Here is a 13,087-nt window from a genome sequence, read left to right as displayed (position 1 = left end):
GGTCAGTCGTCGACGCTCTCGCTCTCTTCTCGTTCCGCGATCATCGACGCCGCCGTCGCCGCCCAGCCCCCGCGATAGAACCCCACGACGACGATCGCCGCCATGCAGGCGTAGGAGAGCACCATCCCCGCGTAGACGCCCACCAGCCCGTAGTCGAGCGGCACCGCGAGCAGGTAAGAGCCGCCGAGCATGAACACGAACGCGCCGACCAACCGGGCGTAGAACGGCGTCCGGGTGTCGCCGGCGCCCCGCAACGCCCCCGAGAAGGGGAAGAACAGCCCGAACAGCGGCATCGAGACGGCGTACACGCGCGTGAACGCGACGGCGTGGCGACGCGTCGTGGGGTCGTCCGTGAACAGCGCGACGAGGCGCTCGGCGCCGAGGAACATCACCACGCCCGCCGCCGTCAGCAGGCCGAACGCGAGCGCCACCACTGCGACGGCGTTGTCGTGGGCGTCGCGCGCCGCGCCGTCGCCCAGCGTCTGGCCGACGATGATGCTCGTCACCGTGCTCGCCGAGCGGTAGAACGGCCCCGCCAACTGCTGGTACACCCGGCGGGCGATGTGGTAGGCCGCGTTCGCTTCCGTCCCGAACAGCAGGATGAGCGAGTTGAACGGGAAGTTGGCGAGCGAGCTGCTCATCCCTCCGCGAACGTCGGGAGGCTGACCGAGACCACCTGTTTGGCGATCGTCGGGTCCCACGTCGGGTCGAGCGAGAGCGGGACACGCGGCGTCCAGATCGCGAGGATCACCACCCCCGCCTCGATCGTCCGGCTGATCGCCGTCGCGAGGCCGACACCGACGATGGCCAGTCTGGGGAACGGGCCGAGGCCGAGGCCGAGGCTGACGGTGAGCAGCGCGTTCAGGAGGTTGACACTACCGTTGAGCAGCATCGGCGTTCGGGTATCGCCCGCCCCCTGCAGCGCCCGTGCGCCGACGAGGCCGACGATGCGCATCGGCGCGACGCCGAAGACGAGCGTGAGATAGAGCCCGCCCAGCCGCACGACGTCGGGTTCGGCTCCCAACAGCGCGATGAGTGGCCCCCGAACAGCAGGCCGGCGGCGACCAACGGCACGCCACAGAGCGCACCGAGTCCGAGCGCGAGCGTGATCGCGCGGTCTCGGCTCACCTCGGCGTCACGGCCGGTGTCCTGACTCGAGAGCGTGATCGCGCCAGCGCCCAGTCCGAGCCCAACCCGAAGCGGGAGCTGTGCGTAGAGGTCGGCCAGCCCGACGGCGGCGACGGCGGCCGGGGAGAACAGCCCGGTGACGATGATGTCGACGGTCCGCATCAGCGTCGTGAACGTCTGCTGGACGGCGACGGGCCAGCCGAGGCTCGCCGCACGTCGCCAGACCCCGCCGACCTGCCGGCCGAACAGCTCCATCGGTGTCGGTCAACGGGCGAGCGGGGTAACAATACACGGATGGGAGCAAGACTACGGGTGTTTCCGCGCGGTGGCGCCGGCGTTTGGCCCGCGATCCGACCGTCGCCAAGCTGGGGCTGAAGGCCGTTTCCGACCGGGGCAGAGCGAGGAAAACACGCCGAGTGAGCCACTGACTCGCACTCCGGAGTTAGCAACACTCATTACCCACACGCCGCTTCTCCTGTGCATGTCCGAGCGCTTCGACGTGGTCATCGCGGGGGCGGGGCCGGCGGGTGCACAGTGTGCCCGTGACCTCGCCCAGCGAGGCTACGAAGTCGTCCTCCTCGAGATGGAGTCGGAGGACGGGTTCCCGCGTCAGAGCAACAAGTCGACCGCCGGCACGTTCCCGTCGATGATGGCCGCCTTCGGCGTCCCAGACGACGTGGTGATGAACTACACCGACGACGTAGTGCTCGAGTCGCCGAACCACCACTACGTCCAGAACCAGCCGGGGGCGGTCCTGGAGTTCGCCGAGTTCAAGCAGTGGCTCGTCGCCGACGCCCGCAAGAAGGGCGCGGAAGTGTGGTTCGACGCCCGCGTCGCCCGCCCGATCATGGACGACGGCAAACCCGTCGGCGTGCGCTACAACGGCGACGAGGAGGTGTACGCCGACATCATCGTCGACGCGACCGGGCCCGCGGCGCCGCTGGCGAAAGAGTTGGGCGTCAGCGATCTCGAACGGAAGAAGCAGGCCATCGGCGTGGAGTACGAGATGGAGGGGATCGAGATCGACCACCCCGAGTTCGCCGACCTGACGGACTCGATGATGCTGCGGCTCGACCACGACCTCGCGCCCGGCGGCTACTCGTGGATCTTCCACACCGGCGACGATCAGGCGAAGGTTGGGCTGTGCTACATCCAGAACGACAGCCACCGTCAGCACGGCAAGGAGGGGATGAGCATCGACGACTACCTCCAGTACTGGCTCGACACCGACCCGCGCTTCGAGAACGCCGAGCGACTGGAGGGGAAAGTCCACCGCGGCTCGGCCCACATCCAGACGCCGGGCGACCTGAGCACGGACAACTTCATGGCGATCGGCGACACCGTCCCCACCATCGATCCGCTCTGGGGCGAGGGGATCCACAAGGGGATGCAGTCCGGGCGCGCCGCGGCGACGACGGCCGACCGTTGTCTCACCCCCGAGGAGCCGGACACCTCGGCGTCGGCGATGGCGGTGTACAACAAGCTCTGGCACAGCGAGGTCGCGCCGCGGATGCGCGAGCGCCTGCTGATGACCGAACTACTCTATCTCGCGCCCAACTCCCGCTACGACAAGCTGATGGCCGACCTGAACGAGACCGAGGAGGAGACGCTGGCGAAGGTCAACGCCGGCAACCTCGGCGCGATGCGCAATCTCCTCCGCCTGAGCGACGTGCCGCTGCTCGCGAAGTTCGCCCGCGAGCGCTTCTCCGACTCGCGATAACCCCCGTTCCGGCTTGGGCGTCCCACGCGAACACGACACCCGGGTCGGCGACGGTGTCTGACGAGCGTCATTAGTTAGCCGTTCGCCGCACCGCAACTTTCACTTCGGCGGGACTGCTCTACTCGCTCAATGCAAGGGCAACGAACCGGCCTGATCGACGCGATCCGAATCGACGTCGCGCGCCTCCACGCGACGTGGATGGAGCTGGCGTTTCCTCGACAGCTCAACCCTAGCAGCGTGCTCGGCCGCTGGGAGCCCGAGACCGGCCCACAGACGGCGGCCTACTACGCGTGGGCGGCGATCGGCATCCCGCTCGTCGTGATCGGCTACCCGCTCCTCCTGCTCGGCTTCGCGACGCGGTACTACGCGGCCAAACTCGACTCCGCGACCACCCGGCTGGGCATCGTCGGCGTCGTCGGCCTCGCCGCGGTCACGTGGGGGCTGCTGACCGTCGGCGCCTGGGTCAGACAGTTCTCGACGAACGGGCTGATCGCCGTCGGCGCCGCCGGCGCCGTCGCGACCGTCTCGGCCGGGCTCGCGTTCGTGCTCTCCCGACGCGGGGACCGGCTGACCAGCGTCCTGCTCGCGTATCCGGCGGCGATGACCGCGCTGTTTCTCCCCCGGTCGTCGCGGCGCTGTACTCCCCCGCCCTCGCCGGCGTGCTCACGGGGTCGACCAACCTCGCGATCTGGATCCTCGACAACGTGCTGACCGTCGGCGGACTGAACCAGATCATCCGCGACCGGTTCGCGCTCGAGGGGCCGGCGTACGTCGCGATGTGGTTCGGGATCGCGGTCCCCCTCGGCTGGCTGCTCGGTGGCGTCGTCGCGCTGGCTGACGTGATCCGCCCGCAGGAAAAGCAGTCGACGAGTTCGAGCGCCGGCCAGTTCTAGGACTGCTCTACGTCGCCGTCGGACTCCTCGGTGGCAACGGGATCTTCTTCGACTTCTTCCGTGACCCGTGAGGCGACGCGGACGCCGATCAGCGAGACGACGATCCCCGCGACGATGAACCCCAGCAGACGCTGGCCCGGCTGGAACACGATCTCGACGTTCAACAGCGAGAGCGTCAGGTGGGGGATGTCGGCCTGCTGTTCGAGAAAGTAGCCCGCGAACCCGCGGATCACCAGCCCGACGGCGACGACGCCGAAGGGGAGGTTCATGACGGGCGAGGTGAGTCGCTCGTCGCGAATGCGTTCGTCGACCACTCGGCCGGCAGAAGCGGTCAACGCCGCCAGCGCCAGCCACGGCACCGCGTCGTAGACGAACAGGACGAACCGGATCAGCGCGGGCTCGGCGCTCGCTTCGGTCGCCGAGAGCCCGCCGAGGAAGGCGCCGACGAGCGCAAGCCCGACCCCGACAACGTAGGTGACGACGGAGACCTGCCCGGAGTAGAGCGCCTCGCGCACCTGCTCGGGGTGTTCTCGAGCCGGTCGTCGATGGCGAGCCCCTTGAACAGCAACACCGCGCCCAAAAGCGACGCGAGGCCGGCCATCGCGATCTGGGGCGAGAACTGGATCGCCAGCGCCGGCAGCACCAGGAGGGCGACCCCGAGCGGTACGAGCACCGTCTTGCGCATCTCCTCGTCGCCGAGGAACTGCTTGAGCAGGTAGTACGTGGACTCGATGTCCCGTGCCTGCCGCACCACGACGCGGTCGACGCCGTCGACGCCGATGCGTGACTCGACGATCGGCACGACGCGTTCGTCTTCGGCGCTGTCGACGACGACGATCGCCGAGTCGGGGGAGTAGCGCTCCAGGAGGTCATCGATCTGCCGGGCGATCGCGCGGTCGGCGTTGACTCGGGAGTCGCCGCCGCCGGAGACCACCGCGACGGTGGCGTCGTCGCCGCTGTCGGTCAGATCACGGGCGACACGCAGCGCCTCGAGCAGGCAGTTCACGCTCGCGTCTTCGGGGTCTGCCAGCCCCACGTCGGTGACGAGCGAGCGCACCGCCTCCCAGCCGGCGACGGGCATCGACGCGCCCGTCTTGGCACCGACGTCGTTCGAGCGGTCCACACAGAGGACCAGCGTGCTCACGCCGGGAGGGACGGGCCCCGGGACGTTAAGCTTCTGGTCAGCCCCCGCCAGCGACTCGGGGGGCCGAGGCGACCACCGGCCTTACGTCCGGAACCGCACGCCGAGTCCGTCCGTGTCGACGTGGCTGGCGATTCCCGCACCGAAGGAGTAGGCGACCGCACGGGCGCCCATGCCCACGCGGGCCAGCGCGCCGCGCTGGGGCTCGAACTCGCGGACGCTCACTTCCTCGTCGAGTTCGTCTTCGAGGCGGTCGATCACGTCCTCGCGCGTGCCGATCTCGTCGACGAGCCCCAGTTCGACGGCCTCGTCACCGAGGTAGATCCGTGCCTCGGTGTCGCGGATCTCGCTCTCGTCGAGGGCTCGTCCCTCGGCGACGCGGCCGACGAAGCGGTCGTACAGTCCGTCGATGATCCCCTGGAGGTACTCCCGTTCGTCCTCGTCGATATCTTTCAGGGAGGTGCCGGCGTCCTTGTACTCGCCAGCGGTGAACTGCTCGTAGCTCACGCCCAGTCGGTCCGCGAGGTCGGCGACGTTGAGCCGGGAGCCGATCACGCCGATCGAGCCCACGATGGAGGGTTCCCGCGCCCAGATCTCGTCACAGCCGGAAGCGATCCAGTAGCCGCCGCTGGCGCACACGTCGGTCGTGTAGGCGATCGTTGGGCCGTCGAACGATTCGGCCGCGTTGCGGATGTCCTCGCTCGGCACCACTTCGCCGCCGGGCGTGTTGAGTTTGACCAGCAGCGCGTCGACCGCGGGATCCCCGTCGGCGGTGTCGATCTGCTCGGCGATCTCGTCGGCGGTGGCGCCGACCGGCCCCGTCGGGATGGGGTTGTTCCCCTCGCCGTCGCGGGTGATCGGCCCCTCGACGCCGACTTCGGCGACGTTGTACGTGGGGAACTGACTCCCCGCCAGTCCCGACGCGAACCGGAGGGCGGCGGCGCCGAGGGCGAAGACGAGCAGCACGCCAAACAGATCCGCGAGATCCGTAGCGAACTCGACGAACAACAGCCAGCCCGCGAGCAGCGCGAACAGCGTCACGCCCGCGATCACGAGCAGCTGTCCGAGTCGATCGGAGGTGTTGGACATGGGCGCTACTGCGGCGGGGTGGTACAAAAAATGCTGGCAGCCGCGGGCGTCGACGGCGCCGAGGCTACCGGCATAGCGGCAGCGAAAAACGAAGTGTGATCCGTCGCGTCGAACGTTACAGCAGGCCGGTCTTCTGCAGCTTCATCAGGTCCTCGGTGTCGAGGGTCTCGCCTTCCTTGAACTTCTGGTAGATCTCCTCGGCTTCCTCCTTCTCCTCTTCCATCTTCTGCTCGCGCTCGTCCTTGCGCTCTTCCTCTTCCTCCTTGTCGAGTTCGCGCAGGCGCTTCTGGACGCGCACGAAGTCCTCGTGGTGGCGGTCCGCGGCCTCTTGGGCCTCGACGAACAGCTCGTGCATCTCGTCCGCTTCGTCGCGAATCTCGTCGGCCTCTCGGTAGGCCTCGATCATCTCGTTGTGGTGCTCCTGGGCCTTGTCCGCCAGCTCCGTCACCTTCTGGTGGTGCTGGCTAGCCTCGGAGCGGACCTCCTCCGCCTTCTCGATCTTCTCTTCGAGCTCGTCGCTCTGGTCGACTTTCTCCTCGCGCTCGGCGAGCTGCTCGCGCTTCTCCTCGATCTTCTCGATGAGTTCGCGCTCGTCCTCGGCGGAGAGCACCTCGGTCTGCTGGCGGAACTCGAGGTCCTCGATCTCCTCGCGGAGCTCCTCGGCGTCCTTGCCGTCGTCGAGCTCGAGGTCCTCCTTCATCTCCTCGACCTCGTCGAACAGCTCGTTGGCGTCGGCGTTGAGCTCGTTTCGCTTCTCCTTGTGCTCCTGGACCTGCTCGTTGAGCTCGTCGCGCTTCTCGCGGTGTTCCTGGGCCTCGTCGACCTTCTCCCGGGTCTTGGCGTTCAGGTCGTCCCGCTTGGACGCGCGCTCGGAGGCGATCTGGTTCAGATCGTTCCGCCGGTCGCGGAGCTGGCCGGCGAGTTTGATCAGTTCGCCCTTAGAACCATCCTCGAGTTTATCGTCGTCGAGGTCGACGTTATCCGATTCGGTCAGTGCTTCGATGTCGTACTTCTCGAGTACGTCCTGTTTCGTTACCATGCTAATCGAACCTCTGTACCATCCGCCCTCCGGACACAGCGGACGCTCGTGAGACCGCAGTAAATCGTGGATAAGAGTTCCCGATCATTCTGCGTGCGGTGCCACCAGCGCCGGAGGCGTTCTGGTACCTGAACGTATGCTACTGGCGTAGTTAAATTCTTCGGTGGATTGTGGGTGTAATTGCTTCACACGGTCTCTATCGGCCGTCACGGACCCACACACCGCCCGGAGGGTCGTTCCAGTTCGGCAGGCACTTCCGCCGGCGTCGCCGACCGACGGGTATGAGCGACGCCGACGGCGCCCCGGGCACGGGCGAAGAGGAGACAGTCGAAGACACATCCGGGACCGCCGAAGACGCACCTGGGACATCCACCGTCGAACGGATCCACGCCCGCGGCCACGAGCACGTCGCGGGCACACACGGGAGCACCGTCGAACTGACCAGCGACGACTGGCTCACCCCCGCCGGGGACTGCATCGTCGGCGTCGAGGCCGACACGACACCCGCGGAGTTCGACGACGCCTTCGTCTCGGCCTGCCAGTCCGCCGGGGCGACGATCACCGCCGAGTTCGAGGCTGCACTCGACGGCGAAACGTACACGGACACCATCACTGCTCGCGGCGACCCGGAACTCACCTTCGAGGGCGACCGCAGCCTCGTCGGCCGGACCAGCGAGTACGTCGACGACCGGACCGTGTTCGTCGGCGCCGACGGCGCGGCCGCCGATCTGGACCGGGACCTGATCGACGCGCTCGCCGAGGGGGCGACGCTGACGCTGACGCTCACCGTCGAGCGGTAGCGGTTCGCCGCTGCCGGGCGCTTTTTGCGGAAGACGAGCCAACGGCAGTACATGAACGACGACGCCGACGACCGACCCGACGAGCCGTCGAGGAACATCAGCGGCGGCCCCGGCGGCGGCGGCGAGACGGTCGTGCCCGGCGACGACAGCGAGCCCGAGACGCGCGCCGAGGCGGTCGTCGATGAACTCGGCGCGATGTACTGGCAGAAGGCCTACGGCGGCCAGGACGGCTTCGAGTGTCTCGTCCGGACGGTCCTGAGTCAGAACACGAGCGACAAAGCCAGTCAGCCGGCCCACGACAGCCTGATGAGTCGGTACGGGGAGCGTGGGGATCTCGCCGAGTCGCTCGCGAACGCCGCGCAGGACGACCTGGCCGAGACGATCGCCTCCGCGGGGCTGTACAACCAGAAGTCCGAGACGATCATCCGACTCGCGAACCGCGTCGTCGACGAGTACGGCGGTGAGGAGAGCTTCGACGAGTTCGTCAAAACCGGCGACCCCGACGAGGTCCGGGACGTGCTCCTCGAGATGAAGGGCGTCGGCCCGAAAACCGCCGACTGCGTGCTGCTGTTCTCGGGCGGCCGCGGCGGCGTCTTCCCCGTCGACACGCACGTCCACCGCATCGCGCGCCGGATGGGGCTCGCGCCCGCGGACGCCGACCACGAGCAGGTCCGGCAGGCGATCGAGGCCGCGGTTCCGCCGGAGAAGTGCGGCTTCGGCCACACGGCGATGATACAGTTCGGCCGGGAGTACTGTACCGCCCGTGAGCCGGCGTGTCTCGACGGCCCGGAGGCGTGCCCGCTGGTAGAGCACTGCGACCAGGTGGGCATCGACGAACTGTCGGGCGCGGTCGTCGATCCGGCGGAGGTCGTCGCCGAGGACTAACTGCGGAATGAGCGTCTCTGGCGGTTACTTGAACCGGAACGTCTCGAGGTTCTTCGGCGCGAGCGAGTCCGTAGAACGAGTGAGCGTTTTTTGCATGAACGGGTTTTGCGGGTGTCTGGCCGCAGGCGGCGGTTACGCCGCCGAGGACATGCCCCCGCAAAAACGGTTCACTTGAACCGGAACGTCTCCAAGTTCTTCGGCGCGAACGTGCGCATGTTGAACTCGTGGTAGAGCGCCGAGGAGAAGTCCTGGACGGAGCTCTCGTCGCCGTGGACACAGAGCACCTTCTCCGGGCGGGGGCTCATGTTGCGCACGAAGTTCATCAGCCCCTCGCGATCCGCGTGGCCGGAGAACCCGTCGACGGTTTCGACGTCCATCTCCAGCGTCAGCTTCGACCCGCGGCCGTCACGGCCCGAGCCGAAGTCCGAGACCGGGATCTCGTCCCAGCCGTTCTGGATCCGTCGGCCGAGGGTCCCCTGGGCCTGGTAGCCCACGAAGGTGAGCGTGGAGTCCTCGTCGCTGCCGAGGTGGCGCAGCCAGGACATGATCGGGCCGCCGGTGACCATCCCGGAGGTCGAGAGGATGATCGCCGGCCCCTCGTCGACGACCTCCTGTCGTTCGTCCTCCCCGCCGTCGATGTGGTTGAACTGGTCGGCGAGGAACGGGTTCTCGTCGTCGTGGAAGATCCGATCCTGCAGGTCGTCACGGAGGTACTCGGGGTAGGTGGTGTGGATCGCCGTCGCCTCCCAGATCATCCCGTCGAGGTGGACCGGCATCTCGGGGATCTTCCCCGTCCGCATCGCCTCCTCGATGACGAGCATGATCTCCTGGGACCGGCCGACAGCGAACGCGGGGATCAGCACCTTCCCGCCCTTCTCGTGGGCCTCGTTGATCACGTCGATCAGCGCCTCCTCGGAGTCCTCCTGGTCGGTCTGGTAGTCGTTGCGCCCGCCGTAGGTGGACTCCATCACGAGCGCCTCCACCCGGGGGAAGTCGTTGACGGCGCCGTTGAACAGGCGGGTGTCGTCGTAGTGAATGTCGCCCGAGAACGCGACGTTGTAGAGGCCGTCGCCGACGTGGAAGTGGCTCACCGCCGAGCCGAGAATGTGCCCCGCGTTGTGGAACGTGAGTTTGAGGTCGGGCGCGATGTCGGTCACGTCGCCGTACTCCAGCGGGATGCAGTGCTTGATCGCCTCACGGACCTGTGCGGACTCGTACGGCGGCGTTCGGCCCTCTTTCGACGCCACGTCGAGGTAGTCGAGCGTGAGCAGCCCCATCAGGTCACGCGTCGGCTCCGTGCAGTAGATCGGGCCGTCGTAGCCGTACTTGAACAGCAGCGGGATCAGCGCGGAGTGGTCGAGGTGGGCGTGGGTCAGGACGACCGCGTCGAGGTTCTGTGCCCCCGCACCGAGCGCTTCGGGTATCTGGAGGTAGGGAACCTCGCCCTCGGCGCCGGGCTTGTCGCCGCAGTCGACGAGCACTCGGGTCTCCGCGGTGTTGAGGATGAAGGCGGCGCGGCCGACCTCCCGACAGCAGCCGAGGGTGGTGATGCGGACCCACTGCTCGTCCTGCATCTCCTCGCGGTGGATCTGTCGGCCCACCCGTTCGAGGATGTCCCGACGCTCCTGGCGCTCCTGTTTCAGGAAGTTCCGGACGTTCGAGACGGTGGAGGACTCGATCGGCGGCGTCCGGACGACTTCGGGCGTCCAGCCGACCTCGCGGGTGATCTCCCGGAGCGTCGAGCCGTGGCGGCCGATCACCATCCCGGGCTTCTCGGCCTCGATGACGACCTCGCCGGTGTCCTCGTGGAAATCCAGATCTTGGACCCCGGCTTCCTCCGGAATCACGTCCATGACCTTCTCGCGTGCCTCCGCGGGGCGGGAGAGCACGTCGGGGTCGGGACGGACCGTGATGCGCTTGCGAAGCTTGGAGGCCAGCTGGCGCACCAGGTTGCCGTCGCCGGCGAACTCCTTGGGGTCCCGGGTGTAGACGACCAGCTCCGGCCCCTCGTACTTCACGTCGGTGATGGAGATCGTACTCGGGATTTCGGCCTCGATCTCACTTTTCAACTCCTCGAGTTGCGTATCTACTTGACTCATGTGTCGAAGACGCTCGCGTCGGCGGCGTTGCCCGACGCGAGAGTAGCGGTTATCGCTTCGGTGGTGCCGCGCGGGAAAGTACAGCGAGAACCCGCTTACCAGGAGATACTCCCGCGCGGTCGTAAAAACCTTCCCAAAGCGGGTGCGCGCCACTGGCCGACACACTTTTTCGCCCACCGACGAACCGCCGGCCGTGTTCGAGGACGACCCTGTCGACGACCTGCCGGCGGCGACGCTCTGCCACCTCGTCGACCGTGGCGACGATCCGGGCGGCGACGGCGGCGCAGCCGGCGACGAGACGCTGCTGATCCGCAAGAAACGCGGCGTCGGCAGCGGCCAGTGGGTCGGCCCCGGCGGGAAAGTCGAGCCGGGCGAGACGGTCGAGGAGTGCGTCGTCCGCGAGGTGCGCGAGGAGGTCGGGATCGACGTGCTGGACCCGGAGCGGGCGGGCGTGTTCGTCTACCGCTCGGACGGCTGGGACGCCGTCGTCCACGTGTTCCGCGCGACCGAGTACGCTGGCACGCCCGAGGAGACCGCGGAGGCCGACCCGCGGTGGTTCCCCGTCGACGACCTCCCCTTCGCGGAGATGTGGCAGACCGACCGCGAGTGGCTCCCCCACGTCCTCGACGGCGGCACGTTCCGCGGGCGGTTCGTCTACAGCGACGGCGAGCCTCGGGAGGTACGCATGGAGACCGGCGTGACGCCCTCCCTGTGACTCCTCCCCCGTACTGCGCCGCCACGTCAGCGCGGGGCGGGGGCACACACCTTCGGACGTTTTAAGCCGCGACCACCACTTCCTCGCGGTATGAGCGACGACGACCAGACGCTCGGGATCACCGAGTCCAAGGAGTACGCCACCGGCGATTGGTACGCCGAAGTCTGTCAGAAGGCGGGCCTCACCAACTACGGCCCGGAGGGGATGTCCGGGTTCATCGTCGCCCGTCCGCGCGCCTACGGCCTCTGGGAGCGCGTGCAGGGCGAGCTCGACGCCCGGTTCAAGGACACCGGCGTCCAGAACGCCTACTTCCCCCTGTTCATCCCCGAGTCCTACCTCGAGCGCGAGAAGGACATCGTCGAGGGGTTCGACCCCGAGGTCGCGTGGGTCACCCACGGCGGCCACGAGGAGCTGGAGGAGCGCCTCGCGGTCCGGCCCACCTCCGAGTCGATCATCGCCCCCTACATGTCCCAGTGGATCCGCAGCCACCGTGACCTCCCCTGCGCGTGAACCAGTGGGCCTCCGTGGTTCGCTGGGAGGCGACCGAGACGAAGCCGTTCTTCCGCACCAAGGAGTTCCTCTGGCAGGAGGGCCACACCGCCCACGAGACCGACGAGGACGCGTGGGAGGAGACGCTCACCCGCCTCGACCAGTACGAGGAGGTGTACGAGGACGTGCTCGCGATCCCCGTGATGCGCGGCCAGAAGCCCGACCACGACAAGTTCCCCGGCGCCGACACGACCACCACGGTCGAGGCGCTGATGCCCGACGGGAAGTCCGTGCAGGGCGCGACCTCCCACCACCTCGGCCAGTCGTTCGCGGAGGCGTTCGACATTACCTACAGCGACGAGGACGAGGAGGAGCGCGTCGCCCACACGACCTCCTGGGGGTTCTCGTGGCGCTCGCTGGGCGCGCTGATCATGACCCACTCCGACGAGCAGGGGCTCGTGCTGCCCCCGACGCTCGCGCCCGAGCAGGTCGTGATCGTCCCGATCTGGCAGTCCGACACCAAAGACGAGGTGCTCGACTACGCTGAAGAAGTCGCCGAGGACCTCGAGGACGCCGGCGTCCGCGTCGAACTCGACGACCGCGACGAGCGCAACCCCGGGTTCAAGTTCAACGAGTGGGAGCTGAAGGGCGTGCCCGTCCGCTTCGAGATCGGCCCCCACGAGGTCGAGGACGGCGAGATCACGGCGGTCCACCGCCCCGACGGCGAGGAGGTCACGCTGGACCGCGAGAACGTCGCCGAGTCCGTCCGTGACGAACTCGACACCGTCTACGCCAAGCTGTTCGCCGAGGCCGAGGCGAACATCGAGGCGAACGTCCGCGACGCCGACGACCGTGCGGGCATCCTCGGCACGCTCGGCCAGCACGGCGGCTACGTCCGGGCGCCGTGGTGCGGCGAGGAGAGCTGCGAGGAGGAGATCAGCGACCAGATGGCGGCCGAGATCGTGATGGTCCCGTTCCCCGACGACGAGGAGAAACACCACGACGACGTGCTCGCGGGCGACGCCGACTGCGCGGTCTGTGGCGACGACGCCGACGAGACCGCGTTCTTCGCGAAGTCGTACTGACCGC

Annotated in this window: 7 protein-coding genes and 4 pseudogenes; 6 read left to right on the top strand and 5 right to left on the bottom strand. The window is 67.9% G+C overall.

What is annotated here, in order from left to right; all coding sequences use genetic code 11:
- Nucleotides 1-2: 2 nt before the first annotated feature.
- Nucleotides 3-1,383, bottom strand: a pseudogene (locus SY89_RS19560) (MATE family efflux transporter).
- 226 nt (nt 1,384-1,609) lie between these two features.
- Here SY89_RS19560 and SY89_RS07095 point away from each other — a divergent pair.
- The gene (locus SY89_RS07095) at nt 1,610-2,848 is read left to right on the top strand and encodes a digeranylgeranylglycerophospholipid reductase (protein ID WP_054583682.1); all 1,239 of its coding nucleotides are present in this window, start codon (nt 1,610-1,612) and stop codon (nt 2,846-2,848) included.
- Between the two features lie 129 nt (nt 2,849-2,977).
- A pseudogene (locus SY89_RS07090) lies at nt 2,978-3,741 on the top strand (hypothetical protein).
- On the opposite strand, the pseudogene SY89_RS07085 reads toward SY89_RS07090, so the two are convergent.
- The 3 genes and pseudogenes from SY89_RS07085 to SY89_RS07075 form a co-directional block, all read right to left on the bottom strand.
- Nucleotides 3,738-4,822, bottom strand: a pseudogene (locus SY89_RS07085) (DUF373 family protein). The pseudogenes SY89_RS07090 and SY89_RS07085 sit on opposite strands and share 4 nt — an antisense overlap.
- Nucleotides 4,823-4,966: 144 nt before the next feature.
- Nucleotides 4,967-5,971 carry a signal peptide peptidase SppA gene (gene sppA, locus SY89_RS07080; protein WP_054583681.1) on the bottom strand — a complete coding sequence of 335 codons (1,005 nt, stop codon included), beginning with the start codon at nt 5,969-5,971 and terminating at the stop codon, nt 4,967-4,969.
- A 115-nt stretch (nt 5,972-6,086) separates the two neighbouring features.
- Nucleotides 6,087-7,010 carry a coiled-coil protein gene (locus tag SY89_RS07075; RefSeq protein WP_054583680.1) on the bottom strand — a complete coding sequence of 308 codons (924 nt, stop codon included), beginning with the start codon at nt 7,008-7,010 and terminating at the stop codon, nt 6,087-6,089.
- 281 nt (nt 7,011-7,291) lie between these two features.
- Here SY89_RS07075 and SY89_RS07070 point away from each other — a divergent pair, with 281 nt between their 5' ends.
- Nucleotides 7,292-7,810 (top strand): DUF371 domain-containing protein, encoded by a 519-nt coding sequence (locus SY89_RS07070; protein WP_080506625.1) that lies wholly within the window; start codon nt 7,292-7,294, stop codon nt 7,808-7,810.
- 51 nt (nt 7,811-7,861) lie between these two features.
- Complete coding sequence (locus SY89_RS07065; RefSeq protein WP_054583679.1) at nt 7,862-8,695, top strand: endonuclease III domain-containing protein; 834 nt, start codon at nt 7,862-7,864, stop codon at nt 8,693-8,695.
- 167 nt (nt 8,696-8,862) lie between these two features.
- On the opposite strand, the gene SY89_RS07060 is transcribed toward SY89_RS07065, so the two are convergent.
- Nucleotides 8,863-10,794 (bottom strand): beta-CASP ribonuclease aCPSF1, encoded by a 1,932-nt coding sequence (locus SY89_RS07060; RefSeq protein ID WP_054583678.1) that lies wholly within the window; start codon nt 10,792-10,794, stop codon nt 8,863-8,865.
- A 193-nt stretch (nt 10,795-10,987) separates the two neighbouring features.
- On the opposite strand from SY89_RS07060, the gene SY89_RS07055 reads away from it, so the two are divergent.
- Together SY89_RS07055 and proS are read left to right on the top strand one after the other, a co-directional pair.
- Nucleotides 10,988-11,509: an 8-oxo-dGTP diphosphatase gene (locus tag SY89_RS07055; RefSeq protein ID WP_144427159.1), complete on the top strand. Its 522-nt coding sequence runs from the start codon at nt 10,988-10,990 to the stop codon at nt 11,507-11,509.
- Between the two features lie 90 nt (nt 11,510-11,599).
- Nucleotides 11,600-13,083 (top strand): annotated as a pseudogene (proS, locus tag SY89_RS07050) (proline--tRNA ligase).
- Nucleotides 13,084-13,087: the final 4 nt, after the last annotated feature.

It is taken from the genome of Halolamina pelagica, from assembly GCF_001307315.1.
In the GTDB taxonomy this organism is placed as follows: domain Archaea; phylum Halobacteriota; class Halobacteria; order Halobacteriales; family Haloferacaceae; genus Halolamina; species Halolamina pelagica_B.
The sequence above is the reverse complement of the archived record's forward strand: the minus strand, read 5'-3'. Positions and strand labels throughout refer to the sequence as shown.

Coding starts and splice junctions, on each gene's coding strand:
- SY89_RS07075 (WP_054583680.1), bottom strand. CDS start 7,010: ATGGTAACGAAACAGGACGTACTCGAGAAGTACGACATCGAAGCACTG.
- SY89_RS07095 (WP_054583682.1), top strand. CDS start 1,610: ATGTCCGAGCGCTTCGACGTGGTCATCGCGGGGGCGGGGCCGGCGGGT.
- sppA (WP_054583681.1), bottom strand. CDS start 5,971: ATGTCCAACACCTCCGATCGACTCGGACAGCTGCTCGTGATCGCGGGC.
- SY89_RS07070 (WP_080506625.1), top strand. CDS start 7,292: ATGAGCGACGCCGACGGCGCCCCGGGCACGGGCGAAGAGGAGACAGTC.
- SY89_RS07060 (WP_054583678.1), bottom strand. CDS start 10,794: ATGAGTCAAGTAGATACGCAACTCGAGGAGTTGAAAAGTGAGATCGAG.
- SY89_RS07065 (WP_054583679.1), top strand. CDS start 7,862: ATGAACGACGACGCCGACGACCGACCCGACGAGCCGTCGAGGAACATC.